Genomic DNA, 20,417 nt, shown 5'->3' on the forward strand with positions numbered 1-20,417 from the left:
GAAGGGAAATAGTATTTGAACCCGGCAGAAGATACCTGTATTTTTATCCAGCAAAAATTGCACAAGGAGCCAAAATGTTTGTTGAACTCATTTATGACAAGCGCAACGTCGCCGGTCTGCCTAACGCCGAGCAGCTGATCCTCAGCGAACTGGAAAAACGCGTTCAGCGGGTTTTTCCTGACGCCCAGGTCAAAGTGAAGCCCATGCAGGCAAACGGGGTGAAAAGCGACGCCAGCAAAAGTGATAAATCTACGCTGCTGCGCATCATTGAAGAGATGTTCGATGAAGCAGACCAGTGGATGGTATCTGAAGAATTTTGATGTATAAGTCGTGCGGTCAGCCAAAAAAATTGAACCTGGTGCACAATGAAGGGGTATTTCATTTGCATTTATTAAAAATCACCCTATCATTTCTGGTAATCGATTTCCTTGGTGTTGGCCCGCATTAAAGCTCTTCGCGGGCTTTTTTTACCTGAGACATCAATCATTATCATCTGTTTTCCTGCCCTGTGACGCCCGCACTAAAGTTTTCCCGCCGACTGCCGAAAAATTAACCATCACAATAAGAGAGCAATTTCCGGGACAACCATGGCCACAATTTATATTCCGTCACTGATGGGATTACTCAGCGATGCCGAGCGGCAGAAAGGGGAAAACCTGACGCGCGAGGAGGTAGAAGCGCTGCGCGATTCGGTTATCTGCGTCACGATACCCGACCGCATTGCCTGCGCGCTCGACCCGTCACAGAACTTCAGCGATATCGACCCGGACAACTGCTGGGAAGAGTGGTCGCGCTTTCGCCATCACAGCGATGTGGCCAGGCCGTAAGCGCTGAGAGAGCGAACCACATCAACGTCGTTTTTGTGCCGCCAGTTCTTCCGTCAACAAATCACAGACTTTTGCCGCAAAGGCTGAACTGTCACGCAGCATCTGGGTGGCTTCCTCAAGCGTTTGCGGCGGCATCTGCCCCACAATCCGCCAGCCAAGGGCAATGTTTTTTGCTTCTTCCAGACGTTCAAATGAGTGTTCACCCGTCACAGTCTCAGACACGATCTTCTCCTGATTTAACTTTTGGACCTATTTTACGTAGCGTGGTGGCAACATCACAACCCCACGAGGGGATTTAAATGTTTGTACGACGGTTTTTCAGGCATTTAAACGCTAAAACAGGTTTTACCCCGGTTAATTGAGATTAACGTCAGCTTAAAAGTCACGCAAGCCTTTCCAGGTGCTGAGGGTTTATCATGCATATTCAGCTATTCTCCCGTGAAAACACTCCTATTCAGACAAGTGATAGCAATAACTCAAAAACCGCCCGGTTAAGGGCGGTTACTCTCTTTTAAGTTCGCTAGCTGTAGTACGGCAGTTTGCGATCGATACCATTAATATTGAGCGTGACATAGCCTACCGGTACTGAGCTGACGGGGGCTGACGCCACGCTGGTTGCCACGCTCGCCACGCCGTTTTCATTTGCTCCGAAGCCTGCCAGCCCGTTATGTAAACTGAGACGGGCATTCGGCGTCACCGTGCCAATTTCCGTTGCATCTGTGGTTTCACTCAGGTCCGGCGTAAATAAGGAACATTCCCCGGACTCAAAACGGGTCGGGCCGGTTGAGCGTAAATTGAACATCGTGTCGCCGCTGCCGGCCTTCAGTTTGACCCACACCTCGACGATATTTTCATAACTTCGTTTGTACTTCACATCCAGTACCGCAGGCTGCCCGCGGTGGAACATGTCTCCCCACACTGCCGTGGCGCAACGCTGGAAGTTCAGCCAGGTCATCCCGCTGGAAACGGCCTGCGTTGGGTTACCCGCCACACCCGAAGGATTCGCGGTGGACATCTTGCCAAGCAGCTCGATGGTCCACTGCTGGTTGACCCTGGGGAAAACGAACTTCCCCACTTTGAACCATTTATCAATGTCGCTGGTATTCGTCAGCCTGTAGCCGCTGTACCAGCCGGCTTTCATCGAACCGGTCATCACCGTGCCGTAGTTTTCATCCCGACGCCAGCCGCTTTCATAACCGGACAGCCAGCGCCCGGCGGCATTGTCGAGACTAACCTTCGCACCTGCCTGCAGGTTGAGCTGGCGCATCAGCACGCGGCTGTTATTCATGTACAGCGGATTGCCGCAGTCCTCTACGCTCAGAGCATCCACGATCCACTGCCCGTTGGTCAGGTCGCCGGGGAAACGGGTATGTTCAATCCAGACGTTGCGGATAATACCCTGGCTCATTCTCGGCATCATCAGCGTGGCATCGCCGTAGCCACTCTGGAAATTAGCGTTGCTCAGCTCCACCGCCGTCGAGTGGTCCCAGACGCCACGGGGAGAGTCAGACCAGCCAATGTCAAAAACGCGGGCGTAGGTGTTCTGTGAATAGATCTGGTCAAAGCGGCTATCGAGCGTATCCAGTAATTTCACCGCCGTACCTCCGTTATTCTGTACGCGAAAACAGCGAATATTGACGAACTGTCCCTCAATGGTGATGTTCTCAAAGAATGGCTGCACGTTAGACAGCATCTCTGGCGTCATCGCGCCGATATTTATCGTGGTATCTGCGCTCGCCTGACCGTTCCAGCTAATACCGCGAATAACTGTGCGGCGCGCATTCACTTTTAACACCGGGATCAGTGACTTATCAGAAACGATAACCGTACGCGGCATGACGCCGTAAGGGCTGTCATCCCCGTAAAGAGCAAAACAGGGGATTTCGCTGGCAGTAAGATCAACAGGATTGATCAGGAATTTACCCGCCGGGAAGCGGACGCCAATATTTTTTGCACTGCTGTCGTAGGTCTGTGACCAGCGAAACATGCGCAGGAACGCATCGCTGTCGTCGGTCACTCCGTCGCCACGCGCGCCAAAGTGATACAGGTTCACCTGCTCTGTATCATTGATGATACGTTTCCAGAAAAAACCAGAGCCTTTAGCCACACTGCCCCCGTCATCAATTAGCGGCGTGGTGCCAGGGAAGCCGACAAAATCGCCGCCTCCGTGAAAGCTGGAGTCTTTATCGTAGTAACGTTTAAGCATGGCGATATCACCGGCTTTCGTTGGTGCGGTGGTGCGCAGATCGGCGAAGCAATTCACTTCAATCATAAAAACCTCCGGATAAAGACAGGAAGACCTGCCGGGAATCCCCTTGCGGGCGTATGAAAAAGGTGTGGTGCACAAGGTGCCGGGAAGCAGCACGGAAAGAAGACTGATCGGATAAAAGAAGGTGGCGCTACAACATGCCGCGGTAGCTATCCCAGGTGCCGCTGCGCATCACCTGGGCGTGACGCCTGGCCCGCGCCGGGGTTTGTTTCGCCCACAGGCTGTTGAGCATCGCCTCTGCGGCGGAGGAAAAATCGCCGTTGGCAATCAGCGCCAGGGTCTGGTTGAAGCGGGCCAGCCCCTCCACGCCCAGTTGATACGCCATACTGCCCAGGATATCTGCCCGCGCGGCATTACACTGTAATAACGCGGCGGCAATGGCCGGATGGGCACGCATCTCAGCCCGTTTACTTTCCAGCAGCATCGTCATCCAGGCGATGCCAACCGGTTCCGGTACGCGGAAAATATAGTTGGAGAGTGCGGCCCCTTTTGGCCCGATTTTGATGCCGCCCGCTACGGTCGGATAACCCCGGGAGTCCAGGTAAGGCACTTCGCGGTAACCTTCTTCAAAATTAAGGATTTCAACCAGTTTGCACATGGTAAACCTCCAGATCTTGCACAGGTTTTTAGTTTGCAGCCAGAGGAATGAACGGCCAGCCGCTCAGATTGCACGGTGATACACAGAGGGGGAGATAAAACGAGCGCGTTGCGTTGATGAGCCATCAACCCCGCGGGCGCAGCACGTCAAAGACCAGCGCGATATTGCCTTTTGCCCGCCAGACGGCCGCACAGAAAATCAGATTGATGATCACCGCAGCCCAGTGCGTGTGGGCATAGACATCAAACAAAAACCGGAATGGTACTGACGCGTAAGCCAGAATAATCAGATAGGCCAGCCATGACGCCCAGCGCTGATGCCGGGCTCCCTCTTTATAATAAAACATCAGCCGTAGCACTATCGCCGAACACACCACCACATTGGTGATAACCATCGGATCACTTGTTACCATGATGTTCTCCTTTCCAGCGTGCCAGCCAGCGTGACGGGTCCTGCTGGCTGAAAAACGTTAACGTTTTAATCGCCAGTGCAGAAAGCAGTACGGCCCCCAGTCCGTCCAGCGGTTTATCGCTATAACCCAGCACCTGAGCCAGTTTTGCTCCGACCAGGCCCGCCCCATAGATACCGACAATCCACGACACCATAAAGTAAGCCGCGCGACGGATGACCTGGATGTCTGCCGCCGTGGCGACATAAAAGACAGCCCCGGCAAAAGCGCCAAACAGGACACCATAATCGGTGGCACCGATAAATCCGAACAGACTGGTCCCCGTAACGACGGCGGTTCCCAGACTCACTGCTAATGTTGATGCTGCCATAATGCCCCCTCTGCTGTGTCCTCTAGATTCAGGGATAAAAAAACCCGGCCAGGCCGGGTTGAGAACGATTCCACTGTCTTGTCGGGAACCGCGTTTTTATTAAGTTATAGTGTTTTTTGCGTACGCGTGAGGCACAGCAGTAAATTTTGTCTATTTTTTAGTGCCGCTCATTTTTCAGCACGGTGGGAACGCTGACGCCCTGCTTTCATCTCTTTTTATTGCTCTATTTTTGTTGCAAAACGAGCCAGAATCACAAAGTGTGATCGCGATCAAAACAAGCAACCTGCTGGCGGCACAGCATAAAGTCCCTGACAGGTCTGATAACGAAGGAACAGTATGAATAGCGTATTACTTTTCTTCCTGTTGCTGGCTGGCGCGCCACTGATGGGTTTTTTAGTGATTATCAGCGCCTGTTTGCCGGGCGTTCTGCTGACACTATGGCACCAGTTTGAAGAGCGGATGCATCTGCGCGGCGGGCACTGACCGATACCTCCCGAGGCTGGCTGAGGCTATTTCGCCACGGGAAAGTCGGTGTAACGCGTGGTATAAGCCGGAGAAAGCATCTCCCGCTTCATCGCCCAGCTTTTTTCTATCCCCTGCCCGGCAAACCACACCTTGCCCTTACCCGACTGATTCAGCTCATCCAGCACGCTCATCAGCGCTTCGCTGTTGGCTTTTGGCTGACATTCGTCAAACAGGCTGAGCTGCGCCACGCCTTTGCTAAAGAAATCACCCAGCATCACCCCGGCTTTCATATAGCGGTGCCCCTCCACCCAGATACGGTCAAGCGCCTCCGTAGCCACGCGAATGATGTCCCTGGTGTCGTTAGAGGGGGCAAGCAGCGTGCCTGAAGCCTGATTACCATAGAACACCTCCCCTTCAGCATGGGGGCTGGTTCGCAGAAAAACGCTGATAAAACGGCAGAACTGCTTATCCTTACGCAGCTTTTCTGCGGCACGTTCCGCATAAGCGCAGATGGCCTGATGCATCTCTTCATAGGCGGTAATCCGGTGGCCGAATGAGCGGCTGCACATTATCTGCTGCCTGGTGGGCACAAACTCTTCCATATCAAGGCATGGCTCCCCGCGCAGCTCGCGGGCGGTTCTTTCCAGCACCACGTTAAAATGTTTGCGGATAACCCAGAGAGAACTCTCCGCCAGCTGCAGAGCCGTCTCAACCCCCATCAGATTCAGTTTCTTACTGATCCTGCGCCCGACGCCCCATACCTCTTCCACCGGCACCAGCGCCAGAAGTTTACGCTGGCGATCGACAGAAGAAAGATCGACCACGCCCTCCGTTTTGCGCCACGTTTTAGCCGCATAGTTGGCGAGTTTTGCCAGCGTTTTTGTCGGCCCGATGCCCACCCCCACCACCAGGCCGGTTTGTTTGAGGATCTGATTGCGCATCTGGTGACCAAACACATCCAGTGCCATGCAGCTTTCGACTCCGCTGACGTCAATAAAAGCTTCATCGATAGAGTAAATTTCAATGCCCGGTGATATCTCCGCCAGTATCGTCATCACCCGGTGGCTGAGGTCGGCGTAGAGCGCATAGTTAGAGCTGAAGACATGGATATGCTGGCGCTGCAGCTCCTGTTTCAGTTTAAAATAGGGGGCACCCATTTTGATTCCCAGCGCTTTGGCTTCAGCAGAGCGCGAAATCACACAGCCATCGTTATTCGATACCACCACCACGGGTTTTCCCCGCAAGTCAGGACGAAAAACCGTTTCGCAGGAGGTATAAAAGCTGTTCACATCCACCAGCGCAAACATGGTTATTTATGCGCCTTGAGGGTAAAGGTTACTACTCCGAAAATTTCCAACTCTTCCTCGCTGAAAAAGGAGATCGCGGCGTAATGGCGATTATGGGGGATAAGCTGTAAAGAGGGTCGGGTACGCAGTTCCTTAACCGTAAACTCCCCTGCCACGGCGGCCACCACAATGTCACCATGAACGGCGGTCAGTGACCGGTCAACGATCAGCAGATCGCCGTCAGCAATCCCTGCCCCGCACATCGAGTCGCCGCTGACCTTAATAAAGTAGGTAGCGCTGGGGTGCTTAATGGCAAACTTGTTGAGGTCGAGCCGATCTTCAACATAATCCTGAGCCGGGCTGGGAAAGCCACAGGGGACACGTTCGATAAACAACGGCAGGGGTACAGCATCAGCGCTGTCAACTGGTCGGATAAACTGCATAGTAGAAATCTCAATAACACTGTATTTATGTACAGTATCGTTGAATCTGCGCGGCGATCAAGAGGCTTGCGGTAAGATTGCGGAAAGCATCTGAAGTCACGGGGAATTTAGTTGATCGACTCATTCCGCAGTTCGGGTCAATGCCGCGATTGGGATAAGTGTACGCTGAGGCCACAATGTCTGATTGTTCGACATCAGACCTTTAAAACATACACATTTTCAGCGCGATAAAAAGGCATATGAATGTAAACATTCACTGGTTTAATCAATGTTTGATTATCTCTTGTAAGATAAAGGCCCCTCAAACATATAAAGGAATATATTCATTTGAAAACGTCAATCATTGTCACCTCGGTTATCGTCAGCGCTATCCTGAGCGGATGTGCCGTGCAGAATGACAAAACACAATTTCACGGACTGGGCTTAACCTATCAGTCAAATGTTAAAACGCTGGATAACGGCAACTACTTTACCGAAGTTGAAGCCGCGCCTTTTGCTGGCAGAATTAAAAGTGCCATTGGCACCGCGACTAAAAATGCATCCGACTTTTGCAGCGTGAAAAATAAAGCGATGAAGGAAGTGAGAATGGATATAGATACTCACCTGCTCGTTAACGGTGTTGCCCGCCTGACGTTCCAGTGCGTATAACTCTCCGCAGGAAGGCGTTTTTATGATACAAGAAGGGGCGCTGTGACGATGGCCCTGATGGGGCTCCTCCGCAACCGGGAGAGCCCCACTTAGCGTTTACGCCCTGTATGCCGGATGAATAAAAAATTCCCATACAGGCACACAGCCTCTGGCTCAGACACTCCGTTAACGGGCCACTCACGCCCAAACCAACAGGCGCATTATGTTCAAATACCCGGCTTCAGCATCCTATGATGAAGAAAGTGATACATATGAAATCAGCTTTCGCGACTTCAAAACAGCGCACTCCGTCGCCTACGACGAGGAAGATATTGAGCTGGAGGCGAGCGAAGGCTTAACGGCAGCCATTGGCGACAGCATCAGCTCTCGCCTGCTCATACCTGAGGCATCGCCAGCGCTGCCGGGGGAAATTCTGGTACATATCCCGGTGCTCACCTGCCTGAAAGCCGCGCTACATAATGCCATGATGCAGACCGACACCCGTAAAGCTGACCTGGCGCGCAAGCTCAACATGAACAGCCAACAGATTGACCGGCTTCTGGATGTGGAGCATGCATCAAAGATCGACGCTTTAGAGCAGGCGTTGTACCTGCTGGGCCGTGAAGTGACGGTGTCAATCAAGGCAGTCTGAGTTCGTCCTTACTGATTTTTACTTAACAGTTCTCCCAGCCGCACCTTTACTTCCTCAGGAGGAAGTAAAGAAATATGCAGACCGTGAGCATCCAGCGTGAAAAAACCTTTGCACAAATCAGGCATATCATTGTACTGCGTGTTTAACTGTTCTGACGCCAGGATAAAGCAGCTATACCCATAGTGTTCGACTAAGTAAGGAAGACCAAACTCAGATCGTAACATCTCATATTCCTGATAGGGATAGCGCGTCTGTGCAGGTAGTTTTCCGATGATATCCGAAAGCTTACACATCAGCGGGGTGACCTCTTTTTCAGTGGCATAGTGCGTATAACCGCGAATGGCCACTAATCGCATGTCTACATAGCGTTCCTTCCTGAACGCAGCGAGGAAAAAGCTCTTCAGATCATGCCTCTGACACTGTAAGACCAGGGCCTGTAATATCTGATTACGGCTGAAAATATCTTTTGATGTGATATAGAGCGTTTTGAAAAACTCCACGTCCTCATCCGTGAACTCATCGAACCGCATTTGTACCATAGCCTCACGGTAAACAGGGTTATCCTTGTAGCCCCTTTTCCCCACCAGCTGTTTTACGGTTTCGATAGTCGTCATGCCACTCTCCAAAATTTAGAAATGCCCACGCCAGAACTTACCCCCTCCTTTTCAACAGCCGAAAAAGATTGAAGCGATTGTACGATAAGTAAGGCTGAATAGTCAGAATTTGCTGGCCCGTCAAAATCAGCCGCAAACCAATCAATATCATGCTGACAGAGGGAAAGGCAGTTAGTGGTAATGGCAATACTGCCACTTACTTTGCAGGTTGACGCGACGTGAGAGAATTTGCCATTTAATAGTAAACAGCCAGCATAGAGCGCTTCAGATATCACGAGATAGTTAGCAGAGTTGATTAGGACAAAAAAATAAGGAACAGACCGACAAATATAATGATGATCGAGGCAAAGATTGGATCGGGGTCGTGGTCTAAACTCGGTTGGATTTTTGTACGGTTTTGGGGAATTTTCGGGGAAGACTTTTTGTAGCGTTGAAATGATGGCGGGAGCACAGGGCCCCCGCCGACAAACACACTTACATGTGTTTAATCATCGCGTCGCCAAACTCTGAAGCTTTCAGCAACTTAGCGCCTTCCATCTGACGTTCGAAGTCATAGGTCACGGTTTTAGCAGCGATTGCGCCTTCCATGCCTTTAACAATCAGGTCAGCGGCTTCGAACCACTCCATATGACGCAGCATCATTTCTGCGGACAGGATGATAGAACCTGGGTTCACTTTATCCTGGCCAGCGTACTTAGGTGCTGTACCGTGGGTGGCTTCAAACAGGGCACATTCGTCACCGATGTTCGCACCCGGAGCAATACCGATACCGCCAACCTGCGCCGCCAGGGCGTCAGAAATGTAGTCACCGTTCAGGTTCATACAGGCAATCACGTCATACTCGGCCGGACGCAGCAGGATCTGCTGCAGGAACGCATCGGCGATCACGTCTTTAATGACGATCTCTTTACCCGTGTTCGGGTTCTTCACCTTCATCCACGGGCCGCCATCGATCAGCTCGCCGCCGAACTCTTCTTTCGCCAGCTGGTAACCCCAGTCTTTGAAAGCACCTTCGGTGAACTTCATGATGTTGCCTTTGTGAACCAGCGTGACGGAATCACGGTCGTTCGTGATAGCGTACTCAATGGCTGCACGTACCAGACGCTGGGTGCCCGCTTCTGAACATGGCTTAACGCCGATACCGCACTGCTCAGGGAAGCGAATTTTCTTCACGCCCATCTCATCACGCAGGAACTTGATGACTTTATCAGCTTCTGGTGTACCCGCTTTCCACTCGATACCGGCATAGATATCTTCGGAGTTTTCGCGGAAAATCACCATATCGGTGTCTTCCGGGCGTTTCACCGGGCTTGGTGTGCCGGTGTAGTAACGAACAGGACGCAGGCAGATATACAGATCAAGCTGCTGACGCAGGGCAACGTTCAGGGAACGAATACCGCCGCCGACCGGGGTGGTCAGTGGGCCTTTGATGGCAACGCGATATTCTTTAATCAGATCCAGCGTTTCTTCTGGCAGCCAGACATCCTGGCCGTAAAGCTCTACCGATTTCTCACCGGTGTAAATTTCCATCCAGGAAATCTTACGCTCACCGTTGTAAGCTTTCTGCACAGCGGCATCAACAACTTTGATCATCACTGGAGACACGTCAACGCCAATGCCATCACCTTCGATAAACGGGATGACTGGATTGTTAGGTACGTTGAGTTTTCCCTGCACCAGGGTGATTTTCTGACCTTCCGCCGGAACAACTACTTTGCTTTCCATTAACCTCTCCTTCGAGCGCTTTTTTTTGTTAATGACTTGTAAGATGCGCGTCAATACTACTTGAATATTGACTCCGCGCCAATCATCTCAGGATTGCGGTATAATGCGCTCATTGTTACTAAGTGCAAAGACCATGCGAAAATCTTCCCTGACGAATCATCATCCTGGGCGTTCTGCTGCCCGCCGAACCACCAGACCTGCCGCGAAAGGCCCGCGCTGCGTGGTGCTGTTTAACAAACCCTTCGATGTGCTGCCTCAGTTCAGCGATGAGGCCGGACGTCGCACGCTGAAAGATTATGTGCCGCAGCCTGATATCTATGCTGCCGGGCGTCTGGACCGTGACAGCGAAGGTCTGATGGTGCTGACCAATGACGGCGCCCTCCAGGCCAGGCTGACCCAGCCTGGCAAACGTACCGGAAAAATCTACTACGTGCAGGTAGAGGGCGATGCGCAGGACAGCGATCTGCAACCGCTGCGTACTGGGGTAAATCTGAAAGATGGCCCCACCCTGCCCGCCGGGGTAGAAAAAGTGGCCGCCCCCGACTGGCTGTGGGAGCGGCAGCCCCCCATTCGGGAACGTAAAGCGATCCCGACCTGCTGGCTGAAAATCACCCTGTACGAAGGGCGTAACCGTCAGGTCCGGCGAATGACGGCACATATTGGTTTTCCCACCCTGCGGCTGATCCGTTTCTCCATGGGTACGTTACAGTTACAGGGGCTGGCGCCCGGTGAGTGGCGTGATATCAGTAACGAAATCTGACTTTTATGGCGCAGTTGTCTGCGTGAAATAACCGAATGGAGCACACTATGTTCAAACCGCACGTCACCGTGGCCACGGTAGTCCAGGCTGAAGGACAATTTCTGGTGGTAGAAGAACGCGTGCGTGGCCGCACCACCTGGAACCAGCCGGCAGGCCATCTGGAAGCCGATGAAACCCTGCTTCAGGCGGCGGTGCGTGAACTGTCGGAAGAGACCGGCATTGATGCCGTCCCACAGGCCTTTTTACGCCTGCACCAGTGGATTGCCCCGGATAATACCCCGTTCCTGCGCTTCCTGTTCGCACTGGATCTGCCAGAAATGCTGGAAACCTATCCACAGGATCGCGATATCGACCGCTGCTGGTGGCTGCCGCCGCAGGAGATTATCACCTCTAAAAAACTGCGCTCGCCGCTGGTAGCGGAAAGCCTGCAAATCTATCAGACCGGGCAGCGCTACCCGCTGGCGATCCTCAGCGCTTTCCAGTGGCCTTTTAGCGAGAGTGCGCAGGTCGCCGACGCATGATAGAATGCTGCGCAATTTTATCAGAGTCGCCTTTAACGGCTCCTTAAAGTCGGACACGCAATGTTGAACAGTTCTAACAGCCAGAAAAAAGTGATCGTCGGAATGTCCGGCGGCGTTGACTCCTCCGTTTCCGCCTGGTTGCTACAGCAACAGGGTTATCAGGTTGAAGGCCTGTTTATGAAAAACTGGGAGGAGGACGATGGCGAAGAGTATTGCACCGCCGCCGAAGACTTAGCCGATGCCCAGGCCGTCTGTGACAAACTCGGCATCTTTCTGCATACGGTCAATTTTGCTGCCGAATACTGGGACAACGTTTTCGAACACTTCCTGGCAGAATACAAAGCCGGACGTACCCCAAACCCCGATATTCTCTGTAATAAAGAGATCAAATTTAAAGCCTTCCTGGAGTTTGCTGCCGAAGACCTGGGGGCAGACTATATTGCCACCGGGCACTACGTGCGCCGCCAGGATGTTGACGGGAAAAGCCGCCTGCTGCGCGGGCTGGACGGTAATAAAGATCAGAGCTACTTCCTTTACACCCTCGGTCACGAGCAGATTGCACAAAGTCTGTTCCCGGTCGGTGAATTAGAGAAACCGGAAGTGCGCCGCATTGCGGAGCAACTGGAGCTGATTACTGCGAAGAAAAAAGACTCTACCGGCATCTGCTTTATCGGAGAGCGTAAATTTACCGAGTTCCTCGGCCGCTACCTGCCTGCACAGCCAGGCCCGATTGTCTCGGTTGACGGCGACACCGTTGGTCAGCATCAGGGTCTGATGTACCACACGCTCGGTCAGCGGAAAGGGCTGGGGATCGGCGGTACCAAAGACGGTAATGAAGAGCCCTGGTACGTGGTGGATAAAGACGTGCTGAACAATGTGCTGGTGGTGGCTCAGGGCCACGACCACCCGCATCTGATGTCGGTGGGGCTGATTGCTCAGCAGCTGCACTGGGTGGATCGCGAGACGCTGACCGCCCCGCTGCGCTGCACGGTGAAAACCCGCTACCGTCAGGAAGATATTCCCTGCATCGTCACCCCGCTGGATGCAGAACGTATCGAAGTGCGTTTCGATCAGCCCGTCGCGGCCGTCACGCCGGGGCAGTCGGCGGTATTTTATCTGGATGATGTCTGCCTCGGTGGCGGCATCATCGAACAGCGCCTGCCGCTGGTTAACGCGTAATACGGTCCGTATACAGGAGTAAACGTGGCGAAGAATTATTATGATATCACCCTGGCGCTGGCGGGTATCTGCCAGTCTGCCCACCTGGTGCAGCAGCTGGCGCACCAGGGCCAGTGCCCGCCCGACGCTCTTAAAACATCGCTGAACAGCCTGCTGGACCTGAACCCGTCCTCTACGCTTGCGGTGTTCGGCAATGACGAAGCCAATTTGCAGTTTGGCCTGGAAACCTTGCTGGCTGTGCTTAACAGCAGCAGTCGCCAGGGACTCGGTGCCGAGCTGACGCGCTATACGCTGAGCATGATGGTGCTGGAACGTAAGCTCAGTGCCAGCAAAACGGCGATGAACGAGCTGTCGAATCGTATCGCCCAGCTTGATCGCCAGCTGGCGCACTACGACCTGGAATCCGATACCCTGCTCAGCGCAATGGCAGGAATTTATGTTGATGTGATCAGCCCGCTTGGCCCGCGTATTCAGGTCACCGGTTCACCGGCGGTTCTGCAGAACAGCCAGGTACAGAGCAAAGTTCGTGCAACGCTGCTGGCGGGTATCCGCGCAGCCGTGCTGTGGCAGCAGGTTGGCGGTGGCCGTCTGCAGCTAATGTTTTCCCGTAGCCGCTTAGTCAATGAGGCAAAAGCGATTCTGGCCCGCCTTAACGGGACCCCAACCTGATTTTTTTAACCGATCCTGGAGCAGCAACAATGGAATTATCCTCTCTGACCGCCGTCTCACCTGTAGACGGCCGTTATGGCGACAAAGTCAGCCCACTCCGTGCTATTTTCAGCGAATATGGTCTGCTGAAATTCCGCGTTGAAGTTGAAGTTCGCTGGTTACAAAAACTGGCAACGTGCGCAGAGATCAAGGAAGTTCCTGCATTTGATGCCGACGCAAACGCTTTCCTTGATGCTATTGTCAGCGGTTTCAGCGAAGAAGATGCGGCGCGGATTAAAACCATCGAGCGCACCACTAACCATGATGTCAAAGCCGTTGAGTACTTTCTGAAAGAGAAAGTGGCATCGGTCCCTGCCCTGCACGCGGTGTCTGAATTTATTCACTTCGCCTGTACTTCAGAAGATATCAATAACCTGTCGCACGCGCTGATGCTGGAAACGGCTCGCCGTGAGGTCATTGTGCCGTACTGGAACAACATCATCGCCGCTGTCAAAGACCTGGCGGTGCAGTATCGTGATATCCCGCTGCTGTCGCGCACACACGGTCAGCCCGCGACGCCGTCCACGCTGGGTAAAGAGATGGCGAACGTAGCCTATCGCTTTGAGCGCCAGCTGCGCCAGTTAGAGCGCATTGAAATCCTGGGTAAAATCAACGGTGCCGTCGGCAACTACAATGCCCACATTGCCGCTTATCCGGAAGTGGACTGGCATGAGTTCAGCGAGACGTTTGTCACCTCGCTGGGTATCACCTGGAACCCGTACACCACGCAGATTGAGCCGCACGACTACATTGCCGAACTGTTTGACTGCATGGCGCGCTTTAACACCATCCTGATCGATTTCGACCGTGATGTCTGGGGCTACATTGCGCTGAACCACTTCAGGCAGAAAACGATTGCAGGCGAAATCGGTTCTTCCACCATGCCGCATAAGGTGAACCCGATTGACTTCGAGAACTCCGAAGGCAACCTCGGCCTGGCTAACGCCATGATGCAGCACCTGGCCAGCAAACTGCCTGTCTCGCGCTGGCAGCGTGACCTGACCGACTCCACCGTACTGCGTAACCTCGGTGTGGGTGTGGGCTATGCGCTGATTGCCTATCAGTCGACGCTGAAAGGCATCTCCAAGCTGGAAGTGAACCGTGACCGTCTGCTGGATGAGCTGGATCACAACTGGGAAGTGCTGGCTGAGCCGATCCAGACCGTCATGCGCCGCTACGGCATTGAGAAGCCGTACGAAAAGCTGAAAGAGCTGACCCGCGGTAAACGCGTGGACGCCGAAGGCATGAAAACCTTCATCGACAGCCTGGCGCTGCCGGAAGAAGAGAAAACCCGTCTGAAGCAGATGACTCCGGCAAACTATATTGGCCGTGCCGTTCAGATGGTTGATGAACTGAAATAACCCTCTCCGGGCCGATTCAGGTCGGCCCGTGTTAACCTCCTGTTTATCTGTTTCCCCCTATACTTAAGCAACCCTATGCCCCCGCAAAACGGGCGTTATCGTTCACGCTGTTGCACCCTGGTGTAAATCGGGGCTATGTTGTTGTTTCTTGCAGTTAGATCTTATTTAAGGATTCAGTTATGCGTGTGTTAGTTGTGGAAGACAATCCACTGCTGCGTCATCATCTGGCGGTGCAGTTACGTGAGATGGGGCACCAGGTTGATGCGGCCGAAGACGCCAAAGAAGCTGACTATTTCCTTAATGAACACACACCGGACATCACCCTGGTTGACCTCGGCCTGCCGGATGAAGACGGCATGGCGCTGATCCGCCGCTGGCGTAGCCTGGAAGTGCGCCAGCCGATTCTGGTCCTGACCGCGCGTGACGGCTGGCAGGCAAAAGTCGAGGCGCTGGAAGCGGGTGCCGATGACTACGTGACCAAACCGTTCCATATTGAAGAAGTGGTGGCGCGGATGCAGGCGCTGATGCGTCGTAACAGCGGGCTGGCCTCGCAGATTATTACCCTGCATCCTTTCCAGGTTGACCTTTCACGCCGCGAACTGACCATCAACGAACAGCAGATCAAGCTGACGGCGTTTGAGTACACGATTATTGAAACCCTGATCCGCAATGCCGGAAAAGTAGTGAGTAAAGATTCACTGATGCTGCAACTCTACCCCGATGCCGAGCTGCGGGAAAGCCACACCATTGATGTGCTGATGGGGCGCCTGCGCAAAAAGATTCTGGCCGAACACGCCCGTGAAGTGATCACCACGGTGCGCGGTCAGGGCTACCGCTTCGATCTCTGAACATGTTCAACTTACGTCGAAAAAAACCGCTATCACTGCGTATTCGTTTCTTACTGGCCACCGCCGCCGTGGTGTTGACGATGTCACTCTCCTACGGCATGGTGGCGGTCGTGGGCTATGTCGTCAGCTTCGATAAAAATACCTACCGCGTGCTGCGCAGCGAAAGTAATCTGTTCTTCACCCTTTCTCAGTGGAATAACGGCAGGCTGACTATCGTCCAGCCGGAACGCATGACGCTGAACTTTCCAGCACTGGTATTTATCTATGATGATAACGGCAAGCTGCTGTGGCAGCAGCGCGACGTGCCGGATATCCGCAGTAAGATCCACCGTGAATGGTTAAGCAAGTCTGATTTCTATGAAATTGACACCAACAACCACACCAGCCGTGAAGTGCTGGGGAATGACCGTGCGGCACAGAACAAACTCACGGCCTACGACGACGACGGCAATGACACCTTCACCCACTCGGTGGCGGTCAATCGCTATGAAGCCACCTCCAGCCTGCCGGCGCTGACCATCGTCGTGGTGGATTCCATCCCGCAGGAGCTTCAACACTCGGACGTGGTATGGTCGTGGTTCAGCTATGTACTGCTGGCCAATTTGCTGCTGATTATTCCGCTGCTGTGGCTGGCCGCGCACTGGAGCCTGCGCCCGATTGGCGCCCTGGCGGCTCAGGTGCGCGAACTGGAAGCAGGCGGTCGCGAAACGCTCGACCCGGCCCCGCCGCAGGAGCTGAAAGGGCTGGTACGCAACCTGAATATGTTGCTGGATAACGAGCGCCAGCGTTACACCCGCTACCGCACCACGCTCAGCGACCTGACTCACAGCCTGAAAACCCCGCTGGCGGTGTTGCAGACCACTCTGCGTTCACTGCGCGGGGAGCGAAACCTCTCTATTGAACAGGCTGAGCCGATCATGCTGGAGCAGATTAGCCGCATTTCGCAGCAGATCGGCTACTACCTGCATCGGGCCAGTATGCAGGCCGACCACCACGCCCTGAAACGCGATGTCCACTCCGTCCCTGCCCTGCTCGACGGGCTGTGCTCGGCGCTGAATAAGGTCTACCAGCGCAAAGGGGTGGTGCTGACGCTGGATATCTCGCCAGAGGTGATCTTCGTCGGCGAACAGAACGACTTTATGGAAGTGATGGGCAACGTGCTGGATAACGCCTGTAAATACTGCCTGGAATTTGTTGAGGTCAGCGTGCAGCAGACGGAGAAAACCTTACTGCTGATCGTTGAAGATGACGGTCCGGGCATCCCGGAAAACAAACGCGATCTGGTGTTTATACGCGGTCAGCGCGCCGATACGCTGCGCCCTGGCCAGGGGCTGGGCCTGTCGCTGGCGCGCGACATCCTGGAGCAGTACGCCGGGGATATTCGTGCAGGCACCAGTGAACTGGGTGGTGCGCGTATGGAAGTAGAGTTTGAGCGCCAGGAGATACTGCACAAACACGAGTAATCCTCCCGCCAGGACATTTCACCACGGTGGTACCCAGCAACTGCCGTGCGCTGTTATAATCTATCCACTTTCGCGTTTCAGGAAACCATCATGGATTATCAGCTCGATCTCAACTGGCCAGATTTCATTCAGCGCTACTGGCAGAAACGCCCGGTAGTCCTCAAACGCGGTTTCAAAAACTTCGTTGACCCGATTTCCCCCGATGAACTCGCCGGGCTGGCGATGGAAAATGAGGTAGACAGCCGCCTGGTCAGCCATCAGGACGGCAAATGGCAGGTCGCCCACGGCCCGTTTGAGAGCTTTGACCATCTTGGCGAAAATAACTGGTCACTGCTGGTGCAGGCCGTCGATCACTGGCATGAACCTTCTGCCGCGCTGATGCATCCGTTCCGCGCGATCCCCGACTGGCGCATGGACGATCTGATGATCTCCTTCTCGGTTCCGGGCGGCGGGGTGGGTCCGCACTTTGATCAGTATGACGTGTTTATCATCCAGGGCACCGGCCGCCGCCGCTGGCGCGTGGGTGAGAAAACAGAAATGAAGCAGCACTGCCCGCACCCGGACCTGCTGCAGGTTGAGCCGTTTGACGCGATTATCGATGAAGAGCTGGAACCGGGAGATATTCTTTATATTCCACCGGGCTTCCCGCATGAAGGCTACTCACTGGAAAACGCCATCAACTACTCGGTAGGCTTCCGTGCGCCAAGCGGGCGTGAACTGATCAGCGGTTTTGCCGACTACGTGCTGGCTCGCGAGCTGGGCAGCCGCCGCTTCAGCGATCCCGACGTGCAGCCGCGTGAGCACAACGCGGAAATTCTGCCTGCGGAGCTGGACGGCATTCGCGCCATGATGCAGGAGCTGATCGATCAGCCTGAACATTTCAATCAGTGGTTTGGTGAATTTGTATCGCAGTCGCGCCACGAGCTGGACGTAGCCCCACCGGAGCCGCCGTATCAACCCGATGAAATCTACGATGCACTGCAGCAGGGCGACCGCCTGTCGCGCCTCGGCGGCCTGCGCGTGGTATCCATTGGCGAAGCGGTGTTCATCAATGGTGAACAGATCGCCTCCCCGCACCGTAGCGCCCTGACGGCGCTGGCGAACGATCTCACGCTGGGTCAGGAGCAGTTTGCTGATGCGCTGGACGATCCGTCCTTCCTCGCTCAGCTGGCCGCGCTGGTCAACAGCGGCTACTGGTATTTTCCCGAAGAAGAGTAATCCACAACGCGGGGCGAACAGGGACACCTGACCGTTACAGGTCGTCCCTGCTACAGGTTAATAGCAGACAGTGGTAGGGGCTGATCTTCTGTTGCGGTCAGCCCGCATTTTTCATTATTTTCGCCTGCTCCGCCGCTAATACCACAATCCGCGTAATCACTCTGACCGCCTGTTCCATATTGTCCAGTGAGGCAAACTCATGCCGTCCGTGATAGTTATACCCCCCGGTAAACAGGTTCGGACAGGGTACCCCCATAAACGACAGCTGTGCCCCATCCGTCCCGCCGCGAATCGGCTTAACCTGTGGAGTGATATCGCAGTCGCGCATGGCTTTCAGCGCCAGGTCGATACTCTGTGGGCACGCTTCCACCTGTTCACGCATATTGTAATAACTGTCTTCCACCACCAGCTCTATCGCCCCCGGATAAGCAAGGCGCTGCTCCAGCCGGGCGGCAATGTCTGCCAGCCGTTTTTTGCGCTCCTCGAAACCGCTGCGGGCAAAATCCCGCACGATATAGCTCAGTTCAGCCCGGTCTACGCTGCCTTTAATGCCGTGCAGATGATAGAAACCTTCATAGCCTGCGGTTTTTTCGGGCACTTCGTCTTCCGGCACTTCACGGTGAAAACGCATCGCCACGTCCAGCGCATTAATCATTACGCCCTTTGCCGTCCCCGGATGCACATTGTTACCGGTGATTTTGACCGTAACAGAGGCGGCGTTGAAGTTTTCATACTCAAATTCGCCCATGCCGCCGCCGTCTACGGTATAGGCCCAGTCGGCCGCAAAGGCCTGCACGTCAAAATGCTGAATACCACGGCCAATCTCTTCATCCGGCGTAAAGGCCACCCGCACCTCACCGTGTGCGACCTCTCCGCAGGTCAGATGCGCCAGCGCGGTCATGATCTCGGCAATTCCGGCCTTATCATCGGCACCCAGCAGGGTTTTACCATCGGTCGTGATCAGGGTATGACCGATCAGTTCATGCAGCACCGGGAACATCACCGGCGAGAGGATTTCATCGCCAATACCCAGGGCGATATCACCGCCGCGATAATTTTCAATCACCTGCGGATTCACATTTTTCGCGGTAAAATCCGGCGAGGTATCCATGTGGGAAATAAAACCAATCACCGGCGTCGGCCAGCTGATGTTTGATGGCAGTGTCGCCATCACAATACCGCGCTCGCTGCAGTTAACGTCGCTCAGCCCCATCGCACGCAGCTCATCGCACAGCCTTTGCGCCAGGCGTAATTGCCCCTCAGTGCTGGGGACCTGACGAACGTTACCTTTAGATTGCGTATCAAAAGACACATAGTTTAAGAAGCGATCAAGTAAGTTATTCATCTAACGTCCCTCTGAATGCCAGCGCTTATTATGGATAGCACGACAATGTTAAATATTGTTTCAGGTCACTTTAGTACACTGGCGTTCAATTAACGTTGCGGATAATGAATGAGATCGTGAAAACGCACCGGTCGATCGCGGGGATTACGATAAGCGTGGGGACAATCGGCGTGAAAACGCAGCCCTTCTCCCTGCACCAGGCGATGCCAGTTCCCGTCGACCTGCAGCTCAAGTTCCCCCTCAATCACCACCACATGTTCCACCACGCCCGGCTCGTGAGGGGCCGACTCGCTGCCTGCTCCGGCAGCCAGTTCAATCACCAGCATCTCGAAGTTCAGCTGCGCATCAAAGGGAAACAGCGGCAGCACCTGCATAAGATTATCCGCCGGAGAATATTCCTGTAACAGCTGGCGACGCCGGGGTATCGCACGGTCAACGTCATCCGCTTCGATGAACACAGAGAAAGGCAGGTTGAAGCCGGTGGCAATTTTCCACAGTGTCGCAATCGTCGGGCTGGACTCGCCGCGCTCAATTTGTCCGAGCATCGCTTTACTCACGCCCGTGACCTGCGCGGCCTGCGTCAGGCTCCAGCCGCGTTCACTGCGCCGGGCTTTCAGGGTGTCGGCCAGATGCTGCTGTAAATGATCCATGTCGTGATCTCCTTTAGGCATCAGGCCAGTATAGCCACTTGTACGTTATAACGCACGGTGCTACCTTGTGCGTTATAAC

At 54.1% G+C, this 20,417-nt stretch carries 24 protein-coding genes; 13 read left to right on the plus strand and 11 right to left on the minus strand.

Features of this window, described 5'->3' with window-relative positions:
• Positions 1-74 precede the first annotated feature (74 nt).
• Both ABEH87_RS05570 and ABEH87_RS05575 read left to right on the plus strand, forming a co-directional pair.
• The gene (locus ABEH87_RS05570; protein ID WP_346574688.1) at positions 75-320 is read left to right on the plus strand and encodes a DinI-like family protein; all 246 of its coding nucleotides are present in this window, start codon (positions 75-77) and stop codon (positions 318-320) included.
• Between the two features lie 267 nt (positions 321-587).
• Entirely contained in the window at positions 588-827 is a 240-nt protein-coding gene (locus tag ABEH87_RS05575) for a hypothetical protein (protein WP_346574690.1), read from the plus strand.
• A 21-nt stretch (positions 828-848) separates the two neighbouring features.
• On the opposite strand, the gene ABEH87_RS05580 is transcribed toward ABEH87_RS05575, so the two are convergent.
• The 5 genes from ABEH87_RS05580 to ABEH87_RS05600 form a co-directional block, all read right to left on the minus strand.
• Positions 849-1,049 carry a hypothetical protein gene (locus ABEH87_RS05580; protein ID WP_346574692.1) on the minus strand — a complete coding sequence of 67 codons (201 nt, stop codon included), beginning with the start codon at positions 1,047-1,049 and terminating at the stop codon, positions 849-851.
• A 298-nt stretch (positions 1,050-1,347) separates the two neighbouring features.
• Positions 1,348-3,099, minus strand: coding sequence for a glycosyl hydrolase family 28-related protein (locus ABEH87_RS05585; protein ID WP_346574694.1), 1,752 nt, complete (start codon positions 3,097-3,099; stop codon positions 1,348-1,350).
• Between the two features lie 127 nt (positions 3,100-3,226).
• Complete coding sequence (locus ABEH87_RS05590; RefSeq protein WP_346574696.1) at positions 3,227-3,694, minus strand: lysozyme; 468 nt, start codon at positions 3,692-3,694, stop codon at positions 3,227-3,229.
• A 124-nt stretch (positions 3,695-3,818) separates the two neighbouring features.
• Positions 3,819-4,106 (minus strand): phage holin family protein, encoded by a 288-nt coding sequence (locus ABEH87_RS05595; RefSeq protein ID WP_346574698.1) that lies wholly within the window; start codon positions 4,104-4,106, stop codon positions 3,819-3,821.
• A complete protein-coding gene (locus ABEH87_RS05600; RefSeq protein ID WP_346574699.1) occupies positions 4,093-4,473 on the minus strand; it encodes a putative holin in 381 nt (126 codons plus the stop codon). Before ABEH87_RS05600 ends, ABEH87_RS05595 begins: the two co-directional genes overlap by 14 nt.
• Positions 4,474-4,809: 336 nt before the next feature.
• Between ABEH87_RS05600 and ABEH87_RS05605 the strand changes: the two genes are divergently transcribed.
• Positions 4,810-4,956 carry a hypothetical protein gene (locus ABEH87_RS05605; protein WP_346574701.1) on the plus strand — a complete coding sequence of 49 codons (147 nt, stop codon included), beginning with the start codon at positions 4,810-4,812 and terminating at the stop codon, positions 4,954-4,956.
• A gap of 26 nt (positions 4,957-4,982) precedes the next feature.
• Here the strand turns inward: ABEH87_RS05605 and umuC are convergent, their stop codons facing one another.
• Together umuC and umuD are read right to left on the minus strand one after the other, a co-directional pair.
• Complete coding sequence (umuC, locus tag ABEH87_RS05610; protein ID WP_346574703.1) at positions 4,983-6,245, minus strand: translesion error-prone DNA polymerase V subunit UmuC; 1,263 nt, start codon at positions 6,243-6,245, stop codon at positions 4,983-4,985.
• A gap of 2 nt (positions 6,246-6,247) precedes the next feature.
• Complete coding sequence (umuD, locus tag ABEH87_RS05615; RefSeq protein WP_346574705.1) at positions 6,248-6,667, minus strand: translesion error-prone DNA polymerase V autoproteolytic subunit; 420 nt, start codon at positions 6,665-6,667, stop codon at positions 6,248-6,250.
• A gap of 327 nt (positions 6,668-6,994) precedes the next feature.
• Here umuD and ABEH87_RS05620 point away from each other — a divergent pair, with 327 nt between their 5' ends.
• Positions 6,995-7,315: a hypothetical protein gene (locus ABEH87_RS05620; protein WP_346574706.1), complete on the plus strand. Its 321-nt coding sequence runs from the start codon at positions 6,995-6,997 to the stop codon at positions 7,313-7,315.
• A 202-nt stretch (positions 7,316-7,517) separates the two neighbouring features.
• The gene (locus ABEH87_RS05625; RefSeq protein WP_346574708.1) at positions 7,518-7,946 is read left to right on the plus strand and encodes a hypothetical protein; all 429 of its coding nucleotides are present in this window, start codon (positions 7,518-7,520) and stop codon (positions 7,944-7,946) included.
• An 8-nt stretch (positions 7,947-7,954) separates the two neighbouring features.
• Here the strand turns inward: ABEH87_RS05625 and ABEH87_RS05630 are convergent, their stop codons facing one another.
• Complete coding sequence (locus tag ABEH87_RS05630) at positions 7,955-8,560, minus strand: hypothetical protein (RefSeq protein ID WP_346574710.1); 606 nt, start codon at positions 8,558-8,560, stop codon at positions 7,955-7,957.
• A gap of 474 nt (positions 8,561-9,034) precedes the next feature.
• On the minus strand, positions 9,035-10,285 hold the full coding sequence (icd, locus tag ABEH87_RS05635; protein ID WP_346574712.1) for an NADP-dependent isocitrate dehydrogenase: 1,251 nt from the start codon (positions 10,283-10,285) through the stop codon (positions 9,035-9,037).
• Between the two features lie 103 nt (positions 10,286-10,388).
• Between icd and rluE the strand changes: the two genes are divergently transcribed.
• The 8 genes from rluE (at position 10,389) to ABEH87_RS05675 (ending at position 18,343) form a co-directional block, all read left to right on the plus strand.
• Positions 10,389-11,045, plus strand: a complete 657-nt coding sequence (gene rluE / locus ABEH87_RS05640; protein WP_346574714.1) for a 23S rRNA pseudouridine(2457) synthase RluE — start codon at positions 10,389-10,391, stop codon at positions 11,043-11,045.
• Between the two features lie 47 nt (positions 11,046-11,092).
• A complete protein-coding gene (locus ABEH87_RS05645) occupies positions 11,093-11,566 on the plus strand; it encodes an NUDIX hydrolase (RefSeq protein WP_346574716.1) in 474 nt (157 codons plus the stop codon).
• A 60-nt stretch (positions 11,567-11,626) separates the two neighbouring features.
• Entirely contained in the window at positions 11,627-12,745 is a 1,119-nt protein-coding gene (gene mnmA, locus ABEH87_RS05650; RefSeq protein WP_346574717.1) for a tRNA 2-thiouridine(34) synthase MnmA, read from the plus strand.
• A gap of 24 nt (positions 12,746-12,769) precedes the next feature.
• Entirely contained in the window at positions 12,770-13,414 is a 645-nt protein-coding gene (gene hflD, locus ABEH87_RS05655) for a high frequency lysogenization protein HflD (protein ID WP_346574719.1), read from the plus strand.
• A 29-nt stretch (positions 13,415-13,443) separates the two neighbouring features.
• Positions 13,444-14,814: an adenylosuccinate lyase gene (gene purB / locus ABEH87_RS05660; protein ID WP_346574721.1), complete on the plus strand. Its 1,371-nt coding sequence runs from the start codon at positions 13,444-13,446 to the stop codon at positions 14,812-14,814.
• 179 nt (positions 14,815-14,993) lie between these two features.
• Positions 14,994-15,662: a two-component system response regulator PhoP gene (gene phoP / locus ABEH87_RS05665; RefSeq protein WP_346574723.1), complete on the plus strand. Its 669-nt coding sequence runs from the start codon at positions 14,994-14,996 to the stop codon at positions 15,660-15,662.
• Between the two features lie 2 nt (positions 15,663-15,664).
• Entirely contained in the window at positions 15,665-17,125 is a 1,461-nt protein-coding gene (gene phoQ, locus ABEH87_RS05670) for a two-component system sensor histidine kinase PhoQ (protein ID WP_346574725.1), read from the plus strand.
• 90 nt (positions 17,126-17,215) lie between these two features.
• Entirely contained in the window at positions 17,216-18,343 is a 1,128-nt protein-coding gene (locus ABEH87_RS05675) for a cupin domain-containing protein (RefSeq protein ID WP_346574727.1), read from the plus strand.
• 97 nt (positions 18,344-18,440) lie between these two features.
• Here ABEH87_RS05675 and pepT read toward each other — a convergent pair whose 3' ends face one another.
• Together pepT and ABEH87_RS05685 are read right to left on the minus strand one after the other, a co-directional pair.
• A complete protein-coding gene (pepT, locus tag ABEH87_RS05680; RefSeq protein WP_346574729.1) occupies positions 18,441-19,688 on the minus strand; it encodes a peptidase T in 1,248 nt (415 codons plus the stop codon).
• Positions 19,689-19,777: 89 nt separating this feature from the next.
• Positions 19,778-20,338, minus strand: a complete 561-nt coding sequence (locus ABEH87_RS05685; RefSeq protein ID WP_346574731.1) for an XRE family transcriptional regulator — start codon at positions 20,336-20,338, stop codon at positions 19,778-19,780.
• Positions 20,339-20,417: the final 79 nt, after the last annotated feature.

The sequence above is a fragment of the Erwinia sp. Eh17-17 genome (assembly GCF_039675725.1).
GTDB lineage: Bacteria > Pseudomonadota > Gammaproteobacteria > Enterobacterales > Enterobacteriaceae > Erwinia.